19 protein-coding genes are annotated in these 22892 nt (G+C 37.3%); 18 read left to right on the top strand and 1 reads right to left on the bottom strand.

Going from position 1 to position 22892, the window contains the following annotated elements; all coding sequences use genetic code 11:
* Window positions 1-883 precede the first annotated feature (883 nt).
* From F0220_RS30730 to F0220_RS30650, 17 genes are all read left to right on the top strand, one after another.
* Entirely contained in the window at window positions 884-1447 is a 564-nt protein-coding gene (locus F0220_RS30730; RefSeq protein ID WP_149847006.1) for a hypothetical protein, read from the top strand.
* A gap of 299 nt (window positions 1448-1746) precedes the next feature.
* The gene (locus F0220_RS30725) at window positions 1747-2181 is read left to right on the top strand and encodes a hypothetical protein (protein WP_100528080.1); all 435 of its coding nucleotides are present in this window, start codon (window positions 1747-1749) and stop codon (window positions 2179-2181) included.
* Between the two features lie 246 nt (window positions 2182-2427).
* Entirely contained in the window at window positions 2428-2832 is a 405-nt protein-coding gene (locus F0220_RS30720; protein WP_223200059.1) for a TrbC/VirB2 family protein, read from the top strand.
* A 104-nt stretch (window positions 2833-2936) separates the two neighbouring features.
* Window positions 2937-3251 carry a PrgI family mobile element protein gene (locus F0220_RS30715; RefSeq protein WP_091037044.1) on the top strand — a complete coding sequence of 105 codons (315 nt, stop codon included), beginning with the start codon at window positions 2937-2939 and terminating at the stop codon, window positions 3249-3251.
* A gap of 39 nt (window positions 3252-3290) precedes the next feature.
* Window positions 3291-4202, top strand: coding sequence for a TraC-like domain-containing protein (locus F0220_RS30710; protein ID WP_223200058.1), 912 nt, complete (start codon window positions 3291-3293; stop codon window positions 4200-4202).
* A complete protein-coding gene (locus F0220_RS30705; RefSeq protein WP_223200057.1) occupies window positions 4150-6201 on the top strand; it encodes a VirB4 family type IV secretion system protein in 2052 nt (683 codons plus the stop codon). The genes F0220_RS30710 and F0220_RS30705 overlap by 53 nt, the downstream gene beginning before the upstream one ends.
* The gene (locus tag F0220_RS30700) at window positions 6201-8630 is read left to right on the top strand and encodes a hypothetical protein (protein ID WP_149847005.1); all 2430 of its coding nucleotides are present in this window, start codon (window positions 6201-6203) and stop codon (window positions 8628-8630) included. The genes F0220_RS30705 and F0220_RS30700 overlap by 1 nt, the downstream gene beginning before the upstream one ends.
* Window positions 8631-8674: 44 nt before the next feature.
* Complete coding sequence (locus tag F0220_RS30695; protein ID WP_223200056.1) at window positions 8675-10570, top strand: bifunctional lytic transglycosylase/C40 family peptidase; 1896 nt, start codon at window positions 8675-8677, stop codon at window positions 10568-10570.
* 28 nt (window positions 10571-10598) lie between these two features.
* Window positions 10599-11081 (top strand): hypothetical protein, encoded by a 483-nt coding sequence (locus F0220_RS30690; protein WP_149847004.1) that lies wholly within the window; start codon window positions 10599-10601, stop codon window positions 11079-11081.
* 16 nt (window positions 11082-11097) lie between these two features.
* Complete coding sequence (locus F0220_RS30685; RefSeq protein ID WP_149847003.1) at window positions 11098-11595, top strand: hypothetical protein; 498 nt, start codon at window positions 11098-11100, stop codon at window positions 11593-11595.
* A 287-nt stretch (window positions 11596-11882) separates the two neighbouring features.
* Window positions 11883-12584: a hypothetical protein gene (locus tag F0220_RS30680; protein WP_149847002.1), complete on the top strand. Its 702-nt coding sequence runs from the start codon at window positions 11883-11885 to the stop codon at window positions 12582-12584.
* 192 nt (window positions 12585-12776) lie between these two features.
* Window positions 12777-12974 carry a hypothetical protein gene (locus tag F0220_RS30675; protein ID WP_149847001.1) on the top strand — a complete coding sequence of 66 codons (198 nt, stop codon included), beginning with the start codon at window positions 12777-12779 and terminating at the stop codon, window positions 12972-12974.
* Between the two features lie 261 nt (window positions 12975-13235).
* Complete coding sequence (locus F0220_RS30670; protein WP_149847000.1) at window positions 13236-15422, top strand: S-layer homology domain-containing protein; 2187 nt, start codon at window positions 13236-13238, stop codon at window positions 15420-15422.
* 709 nt (window positions 15423-16131) lie between these two features.
* Entirely contained in the window at window positions 16132-16494 is a 363-nt protein-coding gene (locus F0220_RS30665; RefSeq protein ID WP_149846999.1) for a helix-turn-helix domain-containing protein, read from the top strand.
* Entirely contained in the window at window positions 16488-17357 is an 870-nt protein-coding gene (locus tag F0220_RS30660; RefSeq protein WP_149846998.1) for an ImmA/IrrE family metallo-endopeptidase, read from the top strand. Before F0220_RS30665 ends, F0220_RS30660 begins: the two co-directional genes overlap by 7 nt.
* The gene (locus F0220_RS30655) at window positions 17354-18103 is read left to right on the top strand and encodes a hypothetical protein (protein ID WP_149846997.1); all 750 of its coding nucleotides are present in this window, start codon (window positions 17354-17356) and stop codon (window positions 18101-18103) included. The genes F0220_RS30660 and F0220_RS30655 overlap by 4 nt, the downstream gene beginning before the upstream one ends.
* 1501 nt (window positions 18104-19604) lie before the next feature.
* On the top strand, window positions 19605-20561 hold the full coding sequence (locus tag F0220_RS30650; protein WP_149846996.1) for a tyrosine-type recombinase/integrase: 957 nt from the start codon (window positions 19605-19607) through the stop codon (window positions 20559-20561).
* 146 nt (window positions 20562-20707) lie between these two features.
* Here the strand turns inward: F0220_RS30650 and F0220_RS30645 are convergent, their stop codons facing one another.
* Entirely contained in the window at window positions 20708-21133 is a 426-nt protein-coding gene (locus F0220_RS30645) for a hypothetical protein (RefSeq protein WP_100528098.1), read from the bottom strand.
* 324 nt (window positions 21134-21457) lie between these two features.
* Between F0220_RS30645 and F0220_RS30640 the strand changes: the two genes are divergently transcribed.
* Complete coding sequence (locus F0220_RS30640; protein ID WP_149846995.1) at window positions 21458-22471, top strand: 3D domain-containing protein; 1014 nt, start codon at window positions 21458-21460, stop codon at window positions 22469-22471.
* Window positions 22472-22892: the final 421 nt, after the last annotated feature.

The following is a 22892-nucleotide window of genomic DNA, read 5'->3' as shown; positions in this document are numbered from 1 at the left end:
AACAGCGAATGCTAGAGATGACTGAATTATTAGGATTAGGATTAATATATGTGTTAGTAAGGGCCACGGTATGACATGGAAAATACTCCATATGGAGGACAATTATAAAAATACCAGACTGGCGTCGGTGCACAACCGGCGTCAGTTTATTTAATTTGCACGTCGGTCATCTCCGGTTGCAGATGTGGAGATTCCTTCCGTTTTGAGATACGAGATGAAGCTTTCTATAGATGTGTGGTCCAGGCAATTATCCCGACGTATATCGTGCGTACTAGAATTTCTGGACGCTGGGAACGACCAATAGTCATGTCTATTTGCTTGGTATACACTTTTAGCAAAGTCTACGATGTATAGGCCTCATTTTCGTTTCATTCTCAGAAGTAGTAGGCTGCAATCTGGTTGTTAAATACGACTTGAATGATACAAGAATCGCTCACTAGATATGGTAGTGCGTGGCAATCGTCATTCACTTCAAATTAAGCTTTTCTGGCTTAAACTCTTGGGTCAGTAGATTTTCATTTGTTCAGAAACTGGGGATCACCCGCTCTGTTTTTTTCTATTCTTTTGTTTATGGTGTTGTCGAGTCGAATTATATTTGGTATTATAGAACTATATCAATTGTTTAATTATTCTATTACCTGAGCCATGAGGCAAACAGGTCATTCTAATTTGAATTATTTATTGGAATATTTATGTCTAAATACACTCTTTAGGTGCTTGAGTATCATTTTGGATACTTCTATGTACTTTTAGGGTTTTTATTATTTATTTTCCTTATTTCAAAACACCTTTGGTGGAGTTAATTCTTCGGATAACCCACTATAGGTGTTTTTTTATGCTATATATTACAAAACCTAATCAAAATATGAGGGGAATCATTTGATTGAAAACTAAAGTCTTTCAAGTGTCAGAGCTACCTGAAGCTCTCAACAACTCTTTAGATGAACTGTTTAAAGCAATTGATGAGAAAAGTGATTTAAAGCGGGAAGGCGAATCTACATCATGTAGTGGTATCAGTGAGGAATTAACGTATACTTCTAAGGAGTACAGAGAGAAAGTTCTTTCTATTAATACTAGAAATGAACAGTTAAGTACTGAGTCTGTTAATACAGAATCGGTTGCAAATCGCTCAAATTATCCTATTGGACTGCGTGAATATTGGGCTTTGAGAGGTAAATATGAATCGAAGCTCGTAGATAAGATTACGACGACCCCTGCATTAGGTGCAACTGGGAACTATGATGTAATGATGGGGAGATTATTCCAAATAAACGGCGTCACAATACTACAATATGCAGAACAACAAATCCAGATTCAGGGAATGTCTGAAATGGAGGGTGCTTACCTTGTAGAAGGCTCATTTGTTAAATCGAACTTGTTTTGTGCAAACAAATTTATTGATCTGGAAACGAATGCTCACAAAAGACTAATAACAGTGGGAGTTTAGACGCTCTCCGCTTTCTCATATATCCGATAGGTACATATGACTATTGGTTGTTTGAGAAAGCGGAGATACACACTGTTATAAGTCAAAATTCCTAATATTTCGCAAATTCATATCGACAATCTTCTAACAGAAGTGTAAAATGATTTCATTCATATGAAGTTTCACATATTTACCCATATGAAAAAGTGAAATCGAAATATTTACATACATAATTTTTACAATAGATTCATATTTGCACTATTTTTTTATATTTTAAATCTTTTGACCTATAACATATACATTTAGTGGAGGCGTTGAAGATGTCAAAACAATTTGCAAGAACCGGTGGTATTAGCGAGGTAATGAATAAGCCACTTGACAATAGTATACTAGTAGAAGAGATCAAGGCTGCTATATTAGTGGAGTGTTACCCATTAGTGATGTCAAAAAAGAAAGAAGGTTCTTTGAAGTTCTCCGTACGTAGCGGACGCCTAGCCATTAATCATGTTTTAGAGAAGAAGGTCCTAAGTCCTAAGACTATGGATGTGTGTACGGGGAAAGCGGAAAGTTCTACTCCTATTGGAATGAGCCGAAAAGGTCTTAAGACATTGGTGATGATTCTCGATTCTGTACTGAAAGAAAATGAACCGATTGATCATGCGACTATTCTAGTTAATTATTCGGTTGAGGAGAATGGGGAGTATGCTGATGGTGAACTTATTGTAGAACGAGGGATACACCATGCTAGATATTAAAACATCTCTTGACATTAAAGCTCTTAGTAAGGATAATCATAGTAGATTATTCTTTAACTAACTTAATACTGACAAGCGGAAGCACCGCCTACCTTGGATAAATTCCAAAGGTTTGGCGGTGCTTTTTTTTGTTCCCAAAAAAGGGGGAATGTACGTTAGATTGTGATTACAAATTGAGTTTAACTCAGTAACACATGTTTTAAAACAAATATGTTAACACCGCTTATAAGCGAAAGGAGAATTATCTTGTTAAAAAAAATTGTATTAACCTTAGCACTTGTGTTCGCTCTATTTCCAGTATTCGGTCTTGTAGTTCATAATAGCGCGAGTGCCAATGGCACTGTAATAGACTCGGAGTTAAAGGACGGAAAAATGTATGATCCCAATGGAGACGTAGCTAAAAAAGCTAATGTCGATAAGGTTAATAAACCTCTCAAGTTGATTGTACAAATTTTTGGAGGCGTAGGGGGCACATGTTTTGTACTGGCTGTCATGTACTACGCAGTAATGATTATCTTTGGTTCGCTTAATCCTCAAAAGGCAGCAACTTATTGGAAAGCTTTGTTGGGCTGTGCTGCGGGGGCATTTGTCTTCTTCGGTGCCGCAACCTTCGCGGATGTTATTGCGGGCTTATCAAATTCAGCGAAGTAGAAGTTAAGCACTGAGCAATGGTCACAATACCGGATATGAGGACGCTATATGTCTGAAATCATATAGGTAACGGTGACCGTTTCTCATTCACTAGGGGGTTGATTATGAACAATGAAATAGTCGTACCGATTGATATCACTCAAGAGGAAAAATCAATTTTGGCTGTCTTGTCGATTCGACAATTTTTAATTATATTTCCTACACTCGTTTTTTGCGGAGTCTTTTTCATCTTCGGGGGGCTTCCCTTTTTGGATGGCGGTGCAGAGTGGATAGGAAAGTTGATTTTATTTGTTATCCTAGGTGCCATTGCAGCTTTCTTTGCATTTTTTAAGTTCGATAAACATGAGCAATATGCGAGTGAGTTTGTCGTTTCTAGGATTAAGTTTCTACGCTCTCAAAAAACGTTCACACATAACTAAACGAAAGAAGGACCTTAAATGCAGATTTTTATTTTTTGCATGATGGGATTCCTGGCACTAATGCTGGTATTCCTAATGATTGCAAAAAAGAGGATGGACAAGAATGAACCTATTATTGGATGGCAAAGAAAACAGCATCTTGAGGAAGTGAGTGCTGGATCCGTAGAGCATCAAAAAAAGAACCTCAATAAACACGAGGAGAAGCAACTCAAAAAAGATCGGCAGGACATGAAGGATCTGATCGGGATTGAGGATATTAAACAAGGCATCTTTGTTAAGCGAAATAACGAATATTGCCTGATCGTCTCTACAGATTCTGTCAATTATGATCTTTTGAGTGCTCAAGCTCGCCAATCCACAATTCTGGGATACAGCAGTTTATTCAGAGTTGTTCGATTCCCAATTCAGATTTTAGGGCAAGCCGTTAGGCAGGATCTACGGAAAGAAGAGAACCGTTGGAAATCTAACTTAGAAAAATGTAATGCACAAACTATGGATTACAACACAAAAGTAATTAATCATATCAAGAACAAATCCGAAAAAGAATTTCGAATATCTCGAAAAGTGTATTATGTGATCACCTACGTCCCATTGCCTAGTAAGATGGGAGCGCTCAAACCCGAACAACGCGAAGAAATGATTCGAAATGAATTATATCAACGTGCGGCAACCGTAGTAGGAATGTTAAGACAATGCGAAATACACGCGGAATTGTTAGATTCCCTCTCTGCTATGGAAGTAATGAAAAGAGCACTAAACCGGGATCGAATGGTATTGAATCCGATCGATGATTTGGTTACACATGGAAGAGAAAAGCTATCTTCGTATATTACTGTCGACGTTACTACCATGCCTGGATTTGAAGATCTAGTATATGAAGTGGAGGAAGTGCGAGACTATGTTCAAGCGTCTGAAAAAGAAGCAAGAGGACTCATCGAAGTTGCAAATTGATGATGTGCGCAAAGGCAGTAAAGATGATATACCACTTTCATTCCCCTCTATCGTTGACAATATGTTGAATGATGGAGCTCATTTTGAGAGTGATTATTTCACTTTGAAAACGGGACTTGGGAATCTGAAATATGGAAGGTCCTTTTTTGTTAAACCGAGTGGTTACCCACGTACGGTTCGAATAGGGTGGCTCGAAGCACTCTTTAGTGGGGACGATTTGGATTGTTCCGTACATATCGAACCAATTGATCGCAACGTTGCGATCAAGAAGCTTCAAGATAAAATTGACGAACTAGATACAGTTATTTATTCTGCTGCAAATCGAAATGATCAAGCCAAAATTGATGATTCCGTTCAGAAGCGCGATGATACAAAATTCCTTCAACGTCAGATAAAGAGCAATCAAAATGGGCTTTATTATGTATCCATTCAAGCAAGTGTCTACGCAAATTCTTTGGATGAGCTTAACGCGAAGTGTGTGGAAGTGGACAATGCTGTATCCGGTGAATCTATTGAAATCATAAGTGCTTTTGATCGACAGAAAGAGGCTTTTCTTTCATGTATGCCACTGGGAAGAAACTATCTTTCTAAATCTGATCGCAATTTGGATCAGCTTGCGCTAACGGCCATTTTTCCTCACGCATCATCTAAATTGAATCATCAAGGTGGATTCCCTATTGGTCGCTATGGTCGTGATTATGTTTACTATAACAACTTTGATGCATCATTAAATAACTATTCCCTTGGCATTTTTGGAGTGTCCGGGTCAGGTAAATCCGTGTTGGTAAAGCAGATTATTGCACGGGGCTACATGGACGGTATTATGAAAAACGTGATCATCGATGTGGAGCCGGAGTATCGTGAATTAACGTATGCTCTTGGTGGAGTGGTCGTTCCGATCTATCCATCCAAAGAAGATGATGTTAGTCGAATTAATCCACTCGATATTTTCCCTGAAAAAGAGATCAAGAACAAAGGCACAGAAGATGAGTTTATTGATGAGAAAATTAACTTGAATGAGAAGGTCAAAGAAGCTCTTGAATTCTTCAAAGTCATGAAAGAATCATTGACGCCAGATAATAGGGGACTAACCGCTGTCGAAATCGGGGTCTTGAATGATATTTTGGAAGAATTATATCTCTCTCGAGGGATAACGGAGGATCCAGACTCTATTTACGAACAAATTGAACATATTGATGACTTTGGCTCTATTACGTACCGCAAAAAGTTAATTGAAATGCCGACGATCACTAATGTGTATGATGCACTTCTACATGAGGCTAAGAATGATTATGGTGAGGAGCTCCGTGAACTGTGTAACGTAGTAAAACTATTCACGAGAAACAAAGCATTTGGTATGTTCGATGGCCAAACCAGAATTATATCCGAAAATAATGTCTCTCTGGATGACGCACCTGTGGTTACTTTTGATATTAGTAAACTTTCAAGTAATGGTATAGAAAGACCTTTAGCTCAACACGTTCTTATGACTTGGGTGTGGAGTAGATTCATCGTTTCTAATCCGAAAGTGAAAAAGCGGGTTATTTGTGACGAAGCATGGATGATGATCAAGTATGCATCCATGATGGAATGGCTTAAAATCCTTTCTGCTAGAGGACGGAAATGGAATGTATCTCTTACTTTAGTGTCTCAACGATATGAAATGTTTGAGCGAACAGAAGCAGCCAGAGATGTCGTGGCTCAGTTTGATACGGTTTGCTTCTTGAGACAAAGTGATCAAGATATTTCCCCGATACTCAATACTTTCAGGCTTTCAGAAGATGTTGGTAATCTCATCAGGACATCTTCAACTGGTCAAGTGCTCATGAAAGCCGGTAAACAGATCGTTTCATTCCAATCTGAACCGACTCCTGAAGAATGGGTATACCTGAATACGAACCAAAACGTCGAAGTTCCGATGAAGAAAAAGACAACTCGTGAAGACATGATAGGTTGGCTTGAAGATAAAACTCATATACCGGCAGGTGGTGTGGCGTGATGAACCGTTCGAATCTGCTACTGGCATTATTGTGTTTAGTAATGTTGCTTGCGGGTTGCGGATCAACGAATACTACGTCAGAAACCGTGGCTGCATCGACAAGCAAAAGTAGTGGAGCAACACCTTTAAGTACAACCGATGGGACAAGTTCAGATGTTTCTTTCAGTCCTGAAGAACTCGGTAGTGGCGGAGATAACAGTGGAGCTCTGGTCGGAGAGAAAACGCAAGAAATGTTAGACAAAGCAGAAGATGATGCGAACCTAATGAACGGTTTTATTATCGGACAAGCCAACAATCTATTTAAGATACCTGGTATTAATAGCATCCAAAACTTGGTGTTTGGTAATCCCTACAAGACATGGGGATTCGGTGAAAATGAAAAAGACGAGCTTGTTGATGGCATCTTTTATCAATCTGAAATGGATCATGTCATCAATCCACTAATTGCTACGTTTTCAGGAGTCTATGCAACCATTTTGATGCTAGCGATCATGATGTCCAGTTTAAAGTTTGGAATGAAAGCACACAGTCCTCAGTCGAAAGAAGATTTCTGGAAAGATATCCACATGTATGTAGCATCCGCGTTTTTTATGGGTCTTTTCTGGATGTTATTCCATACGTTGATGGCACTGAATTGGGGAATTGTACAAGGCGTGGGTTCTACGCTTAAAGGGCTAGGAAAACCTCTAGATGGAGTTTCTATTATCGCAACCGCTACAAATGATGGTGCATACTCATTTAAGATGGGAGATCTCTTTGTATTCTTAGCAGAGTGGGGCCTTTCAGCATATCTTAACTTTATTTACATTGCCCGAAAAATAATCATTGTTCTCCTTTGTGTGATGTCGCCTTTTGCAGCCTACAGTTTGTTATTTGCAAAAACGCGTTCATTTTTTGGTACCTATATTAAAGAATTGTGCGGAAATATCTTTCTACCGGCTATTCATGCGATTATTCTATTCGTTTTCGTCCAAATGGCAGGTAATTTAGGTTCTGGGATGGGCCCAATGATATTTAAACTTGGCATGATCATTATGTTTGTTCCTATAACCGGCATGGTAAGTAAGTGGCTTAACCTCGGAGACTCGAGTTCTTCTGTAGGTCGAGCTGCGAATGCTATGGGCTTGGGGGCTATCGGCGGAGCCATGATGTTATCTAAAGGTGTCATGAATATGTCCGGAAAAGGGCGTACCACAAACACCACAGGTTCAACAGGTGGGGGAACGGAATCGCCAGGCGGATCTGAAGTTTCTATGGGGAACGATGTCGGTGCATCTACTTTAAGTAAGGCTGCAGCGGGTGGATCGGCGTTTAACAAAATCAAAAAGGCTGGCTCAATAACTGGCGGGATTTTAGGGGGTACTGTAGGTTTGCCATTTGGGGGCGCTGGTGTGGCAGCTGGTGCTGCAGTGGGATCTAAGCTAGCAACCGGTGTTTTGCAAGGTACTCGAAATTCAGCTAAAGGTTTACATGGCACATACAGTACAATTCGGAACGCGGGTCAAGGACAAAATCCAGACGGAACTTCTTCTGGATGGAAAATGTCAAATGTGAAAGAGAAATGGAATGATCTCGCAGAGCGACGTCAGTTGATGGGTAATCTTGGCGAGTCTACTGGGATGCTTGCAGGTGGTATAGGTGCTGCGATTGGAATGTCGGTAGCCGGCCCACTCGGAGGAGCAATCGGTGGTACGCTTGGCAATAAGTTTGGAACAGCTGGTAAATCTATGGGACAAATGTTGTCAGGTGTAAGCCGTCAAAGAGCATTTGATTCTGGAAGCGGAATGCGAGCTGATGGAACGATGAGTCCACGTGGGATGACATTAAATAGTCTCTCTGAAGATCCACGTTTCAGTGGGAGTCAAGCTCGATGGAACCAAACGAATGACCGCTCCTGGTATGAAGCCAAGGACCAGTCAACTGGAAAATGGGAGAAAATTGGGGGCTATGGTGCAGGTGATGCTTCTCTCAAAACGGGTCAACAACGAATGGTAGATTATCAGATGCGTAATCCGAAACAAGACGGCCAATGGAATCGTCAAGAGAACGGTTCATATATGCGATCTATTGAACACCCGAGTACTGTTAGTCCGGTCAATGTGAGGCCACGAACTGAGAGAGCATTAGTTGGGATGAGTGGATCAACAGCGGATCTTGGAAGAAGCAGTGAGGCTTATATTGCTGACAGTGGTGGCCAAAAGCTATACTCCGACAACACGTTTGACATGCGAAGACTTAATCCTGAAGATTACTTCAATCATAAACAACCAGGCAAAGCAGGTGGAGATGACAAAGTGGCTGATATGGTTGGAAAGATACCGCAAGCTACGCGAGCAACCGGTAGGAATCTAATGCAAGGTGCTAGTCGAGTTGCATGGGCTCAATCAGGTGCATATAACAAGGGAAATAGAACAAGTGATATATCTTAATCAAATTTGGTGGGTATTGAGGATGTCTCGTAGGAGATATCCTCTTGCGATTGTGGGGTGAGAAATTGAGTGCGAATGAGATAGGCGGTCAAGCTGCTGGACAAGCAGGGGGAGCATTAAAAAAAGGCGGTACAAAAGTAGCCTCTAAAGCGGTAGGAAAAGCGGGGAAGTACCTAAAAAAACTACTCATGAAATTCTTGAAACAGCTTGTATTATCGATTGGGAAGCTTATTGTCTCATTGATAGGCCCTTGGGGATTGGTAATAATCTTAGCTATTCTTCTTACTTTAGCTGCCCTCTCTGCCATTCCATTTGCGGACTGGTTTTTAGGTGGGAATGCTCGTAGTGAAGAGCAACATGCGGCGGATGTAAAATATGAAAAAGAGTTCAAATCTGCAGCTGATAAAACAGTTGCTGAACTTTGGGGGATTGAAGCAGATAAAAACTGGCTTAATCAAGTTGTGAAGACGGTAAAACCGAGTTGGGGCATACCTGCATCTCTTGTTCGCTATGAAATCATGGTAAATGAAAAGAAAGTTGAACTATCTGATTATAAACCCGAAGAATTGATTAAGAGCTTTCAACCCTCATTTTCTTATACTACAGTCTCCGATGATAAGGAAAGAACAAAATCTATTGTAGCGTGTACGGTTACAACTACAGATGGAGAAGGTAACTCATCTACACATACGACAACTGAAGAGGCTCGATCAGAAAGCACCAGAAAAGCACATGATGTGCTATCAGATATTACATTGGATTACGGCCATATGAATATTAAGCCCCTGAAGTTGTACTATCCTGGGGGTACAACGACAATAACAGATCAATGGGATCTTGTGGGTACAAGTACTAGTGGTGATTGTACTACGACCACCTATCAGCAATATGATCATACTACTGTCGATGATCGCTATGTCCCGGACTTTGTGGTTGATGGTGAAAAGTTCCAGCAAATACTAATTAACCTCGGGGTAGATAAAGATGATATGAAATTATTCTATGAGTTTATATCCGTTGCTGATCCTGATTGGAATCCTGCTTTATATGGAGGTAAGGCATCAGCGAACTATAGTGGTAATTGGTTGCCAGGCACAGCTTCAGTTCCTGCTGTGGTCTTGAGATATGAACCTATAGTAAGGAAGTATCTAGCAATGGTAGGGTTAGAGGAACATACTCAGTTGCTGCTAGCCATGATCATGCAGGAGTCTGGAGGCAAATTGCTAGATGTTATGCAATCTTCCGAATCAATTGGGAAACCGCGTAATTATATTACCGATCCTGAATTATCAATCAAAGTAGGGGTAGATCACTTCTCAACAGTATATAAAGCTGCTGGGGGAGATGTGGAAATAGCACTCCAAGCGTATAACTATGGTTTAGGTTACGTTAAATATGCACTAAACGCTGGTGGATATTCTAAGGAAAATGCATTAGGGTTCAGTCTAATGATGCGAGAGATAAGTGGCTCAAAGGGATATGGTGATCCCAATTATGTAGATAACGTGATGAGATACTATAATGCAACAAGTACGGTCATAAAAGTTCCGAATGATGGCCAGATATTTGATGTACAAGAGGTACTAGACGTTATGACTAAATATCTCGGGCATCCATACTTATTTGGTGGAAGAGATCCATTCGGAAAAGGTATTGATTGTTCAGGTCTTATAGAATTTGCTTTTGGGCAAATCGGAGTTGATTTGTCGGGCTCTACAAGAAATCAATATGATAAAACAGTTGAAATAAGAGCCGAAGATGCCAGACCAGGGGATTTTGTGTTTTGGTCTACCTATAAGGCGGGTCCTTCACACATAGGCATGTATCTTGGAGATGGCAAGTTTATCAATTCAGGAAGTACGTATGGCGTAAGTATTGATACTATGCACCGTTGGAGAAAGATACCTTTCTTCGGATATCGTCGCCTTGTTGAAAAATAATACTACCGAAAGGAGTAATTTAAAAACCATGACAAAAAGAAGTTTTTATGCAGTATGGTTAGCAATTGTTCTATTAGGCGGAGTAGGTATTGGCTCGTTGGCTTATACCAGTAGTCTCAACCAAGAAAAAATGAAAGAACAGACAATCATGCAACAGAATAGGCTATTTGTCGAAGGATTCTTTAACTTTGAAACGACAAATCAACGTTATAAAGCTATAAGACCTTATACAACTGAGAAGGGATATAGATCTACATTTCCTTCAGGAATAGAACTGCCTCCTGATAGTGAAGTTCATTCAACGGTAAGTGACATGAAAGCTTATTTACAACATGATCCTTCTTCTGATAAAAAACAAACTGAAGTCTTGAATAAGTTTTCACTTACTACAGAATTCAATGGGATAGGAAGTGTGCAAATAATTGTCATGAAGACAGTTCTTTTGGATGAAGGACGTGGAGATGGCTGGAAAGTAGATGATATAGAGATGATTATTCAAAATACTCATTAATAAGAGCGTTTGAAAGGTGGATATTTTCATTATGCATGAGAATATAATGCAATCTGTCTTCCAAGTTATTCGACTAGCTCAGATTGTAGGGATTCCTGTTTTTGCTTGTTTATTTGGACTTGGATTTATACTTTTACTGACTGCCGGGAAAAACCCAATTCGAAAACGAAGAGGCCTGCTTTTTGTGATTGCGTTTGGTTTCGGAACTTTCCTCATTGCATACGTACCGGCGATTGTTCATACATTCGTAGGGGACGCACCCAACCAAACCTCTACTGGACAATCAGTAAAGCAACTTGTCGATTCAACCATGCCATTCGGCTCGATCATTTTCAATGGGCTTAAATGGATTGCCATTCCTGTAACGGGAACGATGTTTTATATCGGTATTTTTGTTCGTTTGATGGCTGCAAAAAATCCAGGAAGAAAGAGAATGGGTGTTGGACTCGTAATGTTTTCGCCACTTACATTGGGAGTAGTATTACTTATTCCTAAATTACTTCCAAGCTTATAGATGAAATTAATCTAAAAAATTGTATCTGGCGGGATATCTCAAGAAGATTTATGAATCTCTAACTATGCCCAGCTTCTCAGAGTGATAGTTAGATGTTAATCCTAGTGAAACTCTCGCTGGAACTTTTGAGTTCATGATACCGATTAATGTAGAATCCATACTTTTCATACGTATTGTTCAAAGAACGAGGGTATTTCCTTGTTTTTTGCTTACTAATTAGTAGACATACGTGATTAGAACCAATCCCGTAAGGATAGTAATGATTTTTTTGATGCATCAATTATGATATGATTTGGATAAATGATTCTACTATCTATATATTGGGATTGATATCAATGTTGAATAACTTATCTAGAGAAGAAATAGAGAAAATTCACGCTGAAATTATGTTTAAATTAGCAGCACCATTTCCTCCTAAAACGGTCGAATTCAAAAATGCAAATGCACGCAGCGCGTATATTCCTGTTCATCCCATTCAATATAGGGTAAGGTCAGCTGCCGGACCATATTGGTCTTGGAGAATTACTACTGATAAACCCATCTACCATGAGGAAACGGATGAAATTGAAATGCGCGGTGTCTTGAACATTCTGAATTCAAGTTCTGAAGGACAAGGATTTGCAGTTCTAGAACGGGATAAAAGTAATAAAAAAATTCAATTCTATAGGGAATCTATTCGTTCAGCGGTAAGTGACGCTTTTCGAGATGCTGCAGATTATTTTGCAGTAGGACATCAAGATTTAGCACCCTATCGTAAATGGGCGGAAAATCCAGGAGTTGGTCTTAAAAGCTTGGAAGATCAATCTGAAGGAAGTAGTCTAACAGACACGGGAAACATGGAAGTGAAATACTGCCTTAAATGTGGCGTTGTGCTCACACAAGATGATTTAGACTATCTAAAGATCGTGCGCTGGAACAATACAGTCTGTAAGGAACATGTTCCAGTTCATCAAAAGAAAAAAAACGATCCTAACTTTTTAGACGGTTAATATCAGTGATAGATTCAAGGCACTCAAGTAAAACAGTCACGTTCTTAGTAATATGTTCAATATTTTAGTGTTTTCTGATATAATGATTTTTATTAAATGAATAGATACGACAGCCGGAAGCACCGCTGATTAGGATTATCCTAATTTGTAGGTGCTTCTTTTTTTTCAAAATGATTAATGGAGGAGTAATTTATGTTAATGGAAACACGTATTCCAAGTCGTTTTATCGGTATGTACCCAGGAGAATTTATGGTCGTTGGATTATCCTTTAAATCAATGCAAGAGAGGATACTACCAAGTGGAGATACTAGATTTAAAATCGGAGATATTGAAAAACCTTTAGATATTATTGCTGCTCTTCATTTGAGTGAGCAACATGTGTTGAACTGAACACATGTGAGAAGTTCAGAAGATGGATAAATAACCACCTGCGATTATGTAAAGGATACTACAATAAAAATCATTGAATTAGTTCCAGTTATTCTATATAATTAACTTAATTGAATAATATGGACACCTACGTGGAAGAACCCGGGGTCATTGGATAACAATCCAATGGCCCCTTTTTGCGTTCGTTTGTTTCATTCAATGATACATAAAGAGGAAGGGTGAATTAGTTTGAAAAGGGGAAAGAAAGTATTCTCATTTTTTATGGTGCTGGCAATGTTAGTGTTCTGTTTACCTATGCAGGTATTTGCTGAAGAAATAGGTGAAAGTCGGCTTTTTAGTGTTGATTTTTCACCAAGGGTAGATATGAATAGAGAATTTAATCCTGATGTCTATACATATACGACATCCGTCAATACTTCCGAAAAAAGTATCGCGGTTACACCTTATGCCATGGACTCAAATACTACAATTCGTGTTAATGGAACTGTAGTTACCAATGGTACACCTTCATTACCAATTACCCTTGATCATGAAATAACTTTAATTACTATTGAGGTGCAATCCATTGATGTGCCGAGCAACGTTAAAACCTATGTGTTTTCTGTTAAAAAAACGATAAATCTGGACGATGCCGGCTTGAAATCGATTGTGGTTGAGGGGGCAACACTTGATCATCCATTTAGTACAGAAAAGTCCTACTACACTGGACGTGTAGAGGCTACTCAATCGTATGTGAGTGTAAAAACAACAGCATTCAATAGTGCTATAACTAAGATTAATGGTAACTTAGTTAGCTCTTCAGGAAGTCTGGTTGTGGAGATGAAAACGGGAATCAATACAATCTTTGTTGAAATGACTTCCCTAAATGGTGCATCTAAATCTTATACATTCGTTTTAACCAAGCCTGAAGCCAATAACAACGCTAATATCAGAAGTATACTCATTAATGGTAAGGATTTTGCAGAGAACGGTTCAGTTTTTGTAGATTATGTGAGCTCCAATGCTACTAATTTAAATGTCGTCATCAACCCATCCGATAACTTTAGCTCGATCAATCTGGATGGTAAATACGTTAGGGTTGGATCCTCAACAAACTTAAACCTAAGACAAGAAAGTATTAATGTATTCCCCATTGTCATTACTGCTGCTAACGGCATAACTACTAAAACTTATAATCTTCATATTATCCGCCTAGGCACATCGAATTCTTCCACGGGTGATGTCAATAATAATGCTGCTTCTGGTACCTCATATGCAGGGAACACTAGTCTTACGGTAGATAGCAAGGGAGATGTTGTTGTTACTGATGGTGCTGGTGCAACCACAACGCTCTCCAGACAAGGGTCGGGTCGCTTACACTCGGTCAACTTGGATACTCAAGCTATCCAGAAGATACTCCGTTCAGATTCTAAAGTTTCGGAGATCGTAGTAGACTATTCTAAAAAAACAGGTTTGAATGATTCATTAAATTTGAATATTGATAGTACTTTAACTAAACTGCTTCAAGATCGAAAAGTAAAGGTCAAGCTCATGTCTATAAATGGTTATGCTACAGCGGATTTAACTCTTTTGAGAGATTGGAATAACGGAGGTAGTATTACCATCTCACGTGCCAATATTGGAGTGAACTATGAGGATGAATATATACCTGCTAGTGGTTTTATCCGTTTTGAATATACTGGTGGTCCTTTAGGTGTATACAATCCTCTGGACATAGAAATTCCAATCTACAGTGACGCTGATGTTAAACTAGCCAACGTTTATCGTTTCGATGAGAATTCAGGATTTACGTTAATCCCTAGTACAACAGAGGAAAAAGTGAAAAGATCTAAAGGAGTAAGTGATGGCGACTTTATTGTCATGAACTTCAAAAAAAGCTTTACAGATATAAAGAATCATTGGTCTTTTAAGCTCCTTGATTTTATGTCAAAAAAGCAAGTTATCTCTGGTTACCCCGATGATTCATTTAGACCTGATCGATATGTAACACGTGCTGAATTTACTTCAATGCTTATTAAAGCCATTTCTGAACACTTGGATACAGTTAATGTGGGAGAGGAGCCCTTTTCTGATGTAAATACTAATGACTGGTATTATGCTGTAGTGGATGAGGGATGGAAGGCAGCTCTAATCACGGGTATTACCTCTGACTCCTTTGGACCTAACCAAAATATAACTCGTGAACAGATGGCAGCCATAGCGGTACGTGCATTTAATCAATTGAAAACACTCCCTGAAATGACAACCACTCAGGCAAACAGTATTTTAGGAAAGTATAATGACTCTAAAGTGGTTAGTTCTTGGGCTAAAGTTGATCTTGCAACTGCTATTGATCATAAAATTATTGATGGGCTCGGAAATAATAGACTTGCTAGCCGAGATCTAGCTACACGTGCACAAGCAGCGACAGTTGTTTATAAAGTTTTAAATGAATCCATCGGTTTTTAATTGGTTAAAAAGGACGCAGTACATACTTTAGCAATAGTATGTACTGCGTCCCTTTTATGCATTCTTAATCTTTTCCGAAACTAACAAATGGATATTTAAACAACCATAATCATCTTAGTTTCTTTTTTATACTAAAACAGTAATTAAACTGATAACCATTAGTAATTAAGATAGGCTGGTATAAATGAATTGGTAAGGGGGCCATAACACAGTTTGCTTGTAAAAGTGAACTGATAGACAGAATCATCAATACAAAAGAGAGACAAGTTAGGGGAAAGAAAAGGAGTCTTAGTATTCTCATACCGAAACTATAGAAATTGGAACATTTTTTCAGTAATCAATGGCTATCTATATACATATCGGGGGGAGGTCAGACTTTATGTTCTCAAACTTGTGATAAAGTGAGCTTGTAGTTACTTTTCCGTTAGATTTTTTTTTTTTGGACATACACTAATCAATACTGCTAATTTTCATTAAAGTTTTAGATGTATCCTTCATAGGAAAGTGTGGATCGTGATGGGCTGGATTTTAGAATTTTGGAATCATTCCATCATAAATTATATAATGGGCTATAATTTTCAAATGAATTATGGTTTCAACCCTATAATTATATCTTTTATATATAAAAGATATAATTCATTTATATTTATTGTAATAAGATTATATGTAATGTATAATTTGATTATAAACAGTTGGAGGGATCTAAAATATGAGTATCTCACTTACAAAAATTTCTGGGATTATACATCATAAACGAAAAAATGTACGAAAAATCACTTTAGAGGAATTGAGCAGGGAGACCAATATTAACAAAGATACATTAAGTCGCATAGAGAACGGCCGTTTTTATCCAAGCATTGAACAAATGAATACGCTCATGGAAGCCTTAAGCTTTTCTTTAAAAGATATTGAGGAAAATCCGGATGAAAAAAAGGTGTTCCTAGCAATGATGGGGAGCGCAACGACAGAAAACGAACGTGTAAACTTTGACAAGATGATTTCTATGATGCTTTGCCTCAGAAAACATGACCGTCTGAGAAAAAGTCAAGGAGAGGAAATGACTTCGTGTTAACAACAGAAGATCTTTATACTATTGAAGAACTTGCTAAAGAAAAACGTAGAATGTTGGAACTTGGCATGGGACCATTAGGTGATAATCTTTTTAAAGTTTTACGGACATTAGGCATTCAATTGATACAAATCCCCTTTTCAAATGAAGAAAATGAATCTGATAATCCTCTTGCAGCTCTATATCTCTCTTCTAAAGAAGAAGATGGGTACTCAATATGCTATATCGGTTTGAATACAACGGATTATTGGGATAAGCAAATTTTTGCACTAGCTCATGAACTTTATCATCACTTTGAATCTTCTGATCCTTTTGTTTTATGTAGAGGACTTGATCATTCAAGTGACATCAGAGAATTGAAAGCAAACCGATTTGCAGCAGAGTTCCTACTTCCTACAGAAAAACTTATACATGAAATTAAGGAAAAAAACAGAGGAAATCATGACTTAAAAGGATGGAGCACGAATGCACTGCTGCGCTTAATTGCCGAGGTTCATTGTGATTACCGATTACCTTTTAAAGCAATCGTTCGTCGTTTACTAGAAGCTGGAGCAATATCGAAAGCCACCCTTGAAAACCTATTAAAAATTGATGCAAGAGATCCTGAAGGCATTTATTATACTCTTGGTGCTAATATAAACTTAAAGACTTTCCAGCAACTAAATTCCAGAACTAATCTATTTGGAGTAGAAGGAGAGAATTTAGGAAAACTGATTGAGAATTATGAAGAAGGAAAAGTTTCCCTTAGTGAACTATCAGACGATCTTTCTCTATTTGGAAAATCATTAGATGACTACAAGCTAATGGAAAAAGCTGACTCCGAAGATGATGATCTGGCCCTCTTGTTTGAGGAGGAAGAAGATTGAAAGTCAATGTTACGGATCAGAACCCTGCTCTTGTTTCGCTAATTCACAATTTTGCTCAACAGATTCCGCTGGATGCTAACTTCTTTATTCCTTTTGATCGTTCAAATACAGTTAAAGGTTCAATGGCTATTACTTTTAGTGCATTTAAAAAATATTGGCTTGACCCACTTTTTGTTACTTTCCCCTATTTATCGATTCATGCATCAGTATTTAATGAGCTTGTAAGCGGCGAATCAAAAAAATATGCAGAAAATCGAAGAGATCAAGGGAATCTTATTGTTATGGATGATAGCGAATTTGACACCAATAAAGAAGTTTATAGAAAGTCAGTGGAAAAAGTAATTGCCGCCCATACTGCCTATGAACCTGAGTTAGATAACGCTGATGATAGGGGTGAAGTTAAATCTTTAGCCTATATTGCTACAAAACCTCTCAATTTCTTTGCTTCGCATGATTCAAGAGCGTTGAGACTTTTGGAATCACCAATCAAAGAAAAGATTGGGCTAGCAAGTGTCGGGGCAATTGAAATTTATGAACTCTTGTATTATTTACGACGAATGGAAATGGTAGAACCTGACAAGGTCAATGGTTTGAAAATGATGTATAAGTACTTGTATTGTCTTACAAAAAAAGAGAAAGAGAATAATCCCCAATGGGGAGATTTCTATCAACTTATGGATAATTTATATAAATCAGAAATTATAAAAAGCACTGGTAAACCAACACCTTATAGTCCATATAATTAAAATATATATCCCAAGCATGTTTATGACTAAATTCTAGGAAAGAATGAATTAGCAAGCATGCTTTTTTATTGTATTCGTCGCTTCTTTTAAACACAAATGGAGAAACAATTTAATTGAACTGAATATTTACATACAAATATTAGTCAAGACATTTAGTAGGTATGGGTCAACCAACCATGATTGTATCCTTTTAAAACGTATTGTTTTCATAAGAATTTCTATTTCATGTGTTCAATATTTTCAAGATGGAACTTGATAATGTTCAGGTTCTTTCTTGAGTGAAAAACATTATATCCGTACCAATTCAGAGAGTAAGTTCTAAGATATAAAAAAAACCGCTATGCTGAAAATGTCTCTGTTGAATACATATATTTGTAAAACAGATTAGAGATTCAATGAAAGAGCAGTAACGAAAATGAGAAAAACCTTATCTAGGGTTTGTTGTTCTTCAACAGTTGATACTATTACAATAATTTATATATCACACTTTAGAATTTTTCAGAATGAATTCACAATTAGGTTTCTTGAAAATAATCCTAAATAACTTAACACATACGGTTTAAGTTGTAGTATTAACAATTGAAGAAGAAAATTCTCATCTGATTTAATGCAATTGAGCTAATTCATCCTATGAATAGAATTATCTAGAAATGGTACACGCTGCGGATATAACAGTGTGCACCTTTATTTGGTTTTATCCCAAGTAACAATCTATTTTTTTGATACAGTTTATTGAATTTTGGTGCGTGCGAAGTATAAAAGGGTAATGTATGGTCAATTTTCTTGAATTAGTTTGGATAAACAGTAAGTAAAATCTTTTTCTGACTATGTTAAAGTTCGTAGGTGACTTTTTCTTTTGTTTCTAAACCTCACATGGACTACCTCTTTTTTCTCATCCAAATAATGTATTACAAAAGTATTTAGTCATATATTAAGTAATATGTTTTTTTAAATTTTACTTAATATATGACTGAATACGTAACAGTAATATATTTAATTAACTAAACACAAAAGTATTCAGTTAACTATTATGACATTACTCTAATTCGTTTTTTAGAATGTAAATGGGAATACTAGTACTGACTTTGGTTTACAGTAATATATATTATGTAAACCAAAATAGATAAGAATGTTTCATTACGTCCTTATAATGTGCTAGACTAACTGCTTTAAAGTCTCTGAAGAATTTTAAAGCAGTTAGAAAGCATGAATATAGCGCTGATGATAACTTAATGTTGAGTACTTTAAGGGGGAAAAAGCAATATTTCAGGAACATATGTGCTATAATAAAGAGCGCCAAATCCATATTTTGCGCCCTTTAAGTTTAAAGGCAATTTTACTACTGATAATGGGAAGTTGTATGTGAATTTCAATCTTCATAAGTTTTATATTAATGAAAGTTATCAACATAAATAGATATTTTTTTATTATTTATAATTTACTTACTTCTATAGATGTATTTTGAATTTGATTAAGAGATTAATGTTTGGAGGGAAAGTTAATGAGTAATCCTTATGAGCTCGAGGATTTGTATAGTGAGCAGATTCGAGCTTTTCGAATATACCTGAAGCAATCCGGATACACCGCCTCAACACAGAAAGAATATATGAGAGAGTGTTTGACCTTTCTAGACTCATTAAACGGTTCCCCGCCCCAGGAGGTAGGGAAATTGCATATTATGGAGTTTCTAAATGATAAACAAGCAGCAGCCGATATAACACGGAACAGAACTCTTTCCGCTATCAGGACATTTTATACCGCATTAATGGATTTTGAGCTTGCTTCTAAAAATCCGGCTGCAGAAGTGAAAAAGTCCAAAACGGAAAAAAATAAGAAGCCCGTGTATCTTGAGGAAGAGGATCTCACAGAGAGCCTTAAATTTATCGAAGGGCGTTACCGAAACAGAAACATAGCTATATTCTTACTTATGGCTTACTGTGGATTACGGGTAGGGGAAGTTCACCGGTTGAATTTAAAAGACCTGAAAAAGACTAAAGGAGTAATAGAAGTGTTTGGTAAGGGTAGAAAATGGAATGAAATACCCGTTCCAGACGTTTTACTAGACTACCTACTAGAAGTTGAAAAAGAGAGGATTTCGCCTTATAGCCTTAGGGAAGATGCATTCTTTGTATCTCAAAAAGGGAGAAGACTCTCGATCAGACAGATTCAAAAGCTAGTTAATCAAACATTTGAAGCATTCAAAAAGAGTAATCCAAATGTAAGTGATATGAAACTATCTTGTCACAAGCTAAGACACTCATTTGCTACGATGCTTCTCAAAAATGGAATTGATATACGAGTCGTAAAGGAACTTATGGGCCATTCATCAATAGAGACTACAATGATTTATACTCACGTTAACGATGAACAAAAGAAACTGGCTATGGCAACCATGAATGTTCCTTTAGATTCTATCGGCCAATCAAGTGTTTATTTGCAAGAGACCCCTCATCCTTAGATGATTAACAACTCAACAGCAATGAAGGATATGAACTGAACGCATCTAAATCGAATTGATATGAGTTGAAATATCATTAATGAAATATAGTTTCATGTGAGTTCAAAGTGAGAGGCATGATAACGCCTCTCTATAATTCTTTTTTTCTAGTCATCTGACTTCTTAGACTGCATGTCTAGCTCTGTAATTGGCTCAGAATTTGGAGTATAGAGACTTATTTCAACGATAGACTCCACCAAGCGTATAATAATAAATATGGCTAATATCAAGATAGAAGTGTTTGTATAAAAGTCATTCCCCGTAAAATAGCCAATGATTAATCCTGAAAACAGAAAAACAAATTTAATAATATTATCACTATTTGTCAATCTAAATACATAGACTATTATCCCAATAAAAAATGCTTCAAATGCTGTAAAGTATGCTACGGCACAGAAGGCCAAACATACTGTGATAAGGGCAGTGTCTATAAAGTACATCCGAAGTTCTACTTTTTTTAAAATTACCAGAGAAATCAAGCTTAATACAATTAATAAACATAAAATTATAGCTATTGGCCAGTTGGCATCCATAATGAACAACACTCCTTATTTTGAATTCTTAGAATTAGATGGACCGTCGTTGTCCGAATTAATCCATTGTTTTATCCTCCCTTTCTAAAGACAAAAAAAGCACCACTATAAACCTTAGAGGTTATAGTGGTGCTTCCACATTTCAACGTATTTATTTCATTCAATTCTATCATATTAAACTCAGATGCTCAAAGAGTATTTAGGCTTGTCTGACTGATGGTTGTACTTTATACTAAGATTAATTAAATATCTTGAATCTGGAAGCACCAGACTGCTCTAAAAAGCGGTTTGGTGCTTTTTTATTTATATTGAAGGAGTGACTTTATGTATTACCGTAGAACAAAAAAATGGCTAATAGCATTGGCAATTTCAGTTCCTATCTTATCTGGCTCATCTTTGGTGTATATTCTCCAGACAGAAAAGCAACAGAATATTGGAGGTTTGCAGCTACCCAAATATCGTGTTGTCGTAATGTCTGACAACCACAATACTACAGTGGATACGCACGCTGAAACAGTTGGAGAAGTATTGACACAGCTAAATATTAGATTAGGTAATCAAGACCTTGTAGAGCCTGCTGCGACGGTAAAGTTGACCTCTAATACACAAATTAGAGTTACGCGGCTTGCGAAATCTGAAAAAGAATATGAAGAAGAGATCCCGTACACAATAGTAAAATATAATGATCCTGATCTGTTTATTGGTGAGGAAAAAGTAATACAACAAGGGATACCAGGGAAAGAGATAGTTAGTCGATCTACAGTGTTAGAAAATGGTCAAGTATCGTTAGAACACGAACGTTCACGAAGAGTGGTCCATCCCTACACGCCAGAGGTTATAGCTGTAGGGACAAGGGTTCCTGAACCTAAAGTAGAGTATAACTATACTGATGTAATTGAAAATATAGCTGCTACAGAAGATGATAATATCAATCAACCACAAGAGAGTTCAATAGTTCTCGTAGAAAACAAGAAAAAAATCACCACGATTGAGGAAAGACCGGTAGAATATAAATTTATTTTGGAAGAGGTTGAATTAACTGCATTTACAGCAGGTGTTGAGTCTACTGGTAAGGATCGAGGGCATCCACAGTATGGTATTACAGCTTCAGGAGCTACAGTGGAAGAAGGTCGAACAATTGCAGTTGATCCAAGTGTAATACCAATGGGTTGGTGGGTGTACATTGAAGGTGTAGGCTATCGAAAAGCGGAGGATACAGGTAGTGCGGTAAAAGGTAATATCATTGACGTATTTATTGAAAATCTCGACAGTGCGATACTTTTTGGTAGACAAAAGAACAAAAAGGTATACGTAATTGGACCGAATAAACCAAAATAACTTAGTTATTAGGAGTTATATATTAATTAAACCTTAATTCAACATTTTCTTGATGCTTTCCAATTAATTTAAAACGTACAAATGCGAAGCACTCATCGTCCTTTAAGGGCGGTGCGTGCTTTTTTTATTCGAATTTGCTTTTAAATCTATACAAATTGAATTTGATACTTTGATAGTAGGTCTGAGAGAAAAGCGTCTATTATAAAAAATACTAAGGAGTCTAGTACATGTATAGTGGAGAGTTTTAGTCATTTAATAATTAAATTGTTCGATTACAAGAAAAACAGATGAGCAATAAATTAATTGGTCAATTAAGAAGCGTCTAAGTAGTGTCTTTACGTATTAGATAGATAGGGATTACGCTGTTGCCGTTTAATCAGTATAGAAAGCAACTAGTAGGCCTAATTTAGAAGTGTTATTT

The sequence above is a fragment of the Paenibacillus sp. 37 genome (assembly GCF_008386395.1).
GTDB lineage: Bacteria > Bacillota > Bacilli > Paenibacillales > Paenibacillaceae > Paenibacillus > Paenibacillus amylolyticus_B.
The sequence above is the reverse complement of the archived record's forward strand: the minus strand, read 5'-3'. Positions and strand labels throughout refer to the sequence as shown.

What these genes read in the sequence shown, in the direction of transcription:
- F0220_RS30640 (WP_149846995.1), top strand. Translation starts at nt 21,458, where the DNA reads ATGTATTACCGTAGAACAAAAAAATGGCTAATAGCATTGGCAATTTCA.
- F0220_RS30665 (WP_149846999.1), top strand. Translation starts at nt 16,132, where the DNA reads ATGAGTATCTCACTTACAAAAATTTCTGGGATTATACATCATAAACGA.
- F0220_RS30645 (WP_100528098.1), bottom strand. Translation starts at nt 21,133, where the DNA reads ATGGATGCCAACTGGCCAATAGCTATAATTTTATGTTTATTAATTGTA.
- F0220_RS30700 (WP_149847005.1), top strand. Translation starts at nt 6,201, where the DNA reads ATGAACCGTTCGAATCTGCTACTGGCATTATTGTGTTTAGTAATGTTG.
- F0220_RS30650 (WP_149846996.1), top strand. Translation starts at nt 19,605, where the DNA reads ATGAGTAATCCTTATGAGCTCGAGGATTTGTATAGTGAGCAGATTCGA.
- F0220_RS30680 (WP_149847002.1), top strand. Translation starts at nt 11,883, where the DNA reads ATGATTTGGATAAATGATTCTACTATCTATATATTGGGATTGATATCA.
- F0220_RS30675 (WP_149847001.1), top strand. Translation starts at nt 12,777, where the DNA reads ATGTTAATGGAAACACGTATTCCAAGTCGTTTTATCGGTATGTACCCA.
- F0220_RS30710 (WP_223200058.1), top strand. Translation starts at nt 3,291, where the DNA reads ATGATGGGATTCCTGGCACTAATGCTGGTATTCCTAATGATTGCAAAA.
- F0220_RS30670 (WP_149847000.1), top strand. Translation starts at nt 13,236, where the DNA reads ATGGTGCTGGCAATGTTAGTGTTCTGTTTACCTATGCAGGTATTTGCT.
- F0220_RS30705 (WP_223200057.1), top strand. Translation starts at nt 4,150, where the DNA reads ATGTTCAAGCGTCTGAAAAAGAAGCAAGAGGACTCATCGAAGTTGCAA.
- F0220_RS30690 (WP_149847004.1), top strand. Translation starts at nt 10,599, where the DNA reads ATGACAAAAAGAAGTTTTTATGCAGTATGGTTAGCAATTGTTCTATTA.
- F0220_RS30725 (WP_100528080.1), top strand. Translation starts at nt 1,747, where the DNA reads ATGTCAAAACAATTTGCAAGAACCGGTGGTATTAGCGAGGTAATGAAT.
- F0220_RS30715 (WP_091037044.1), top strand. Translation starts at nt 2,937, where the DNA reads ATGAACAATGAAATAGTCGTACCGATTGATATCACTCAAGAGGAAAAA.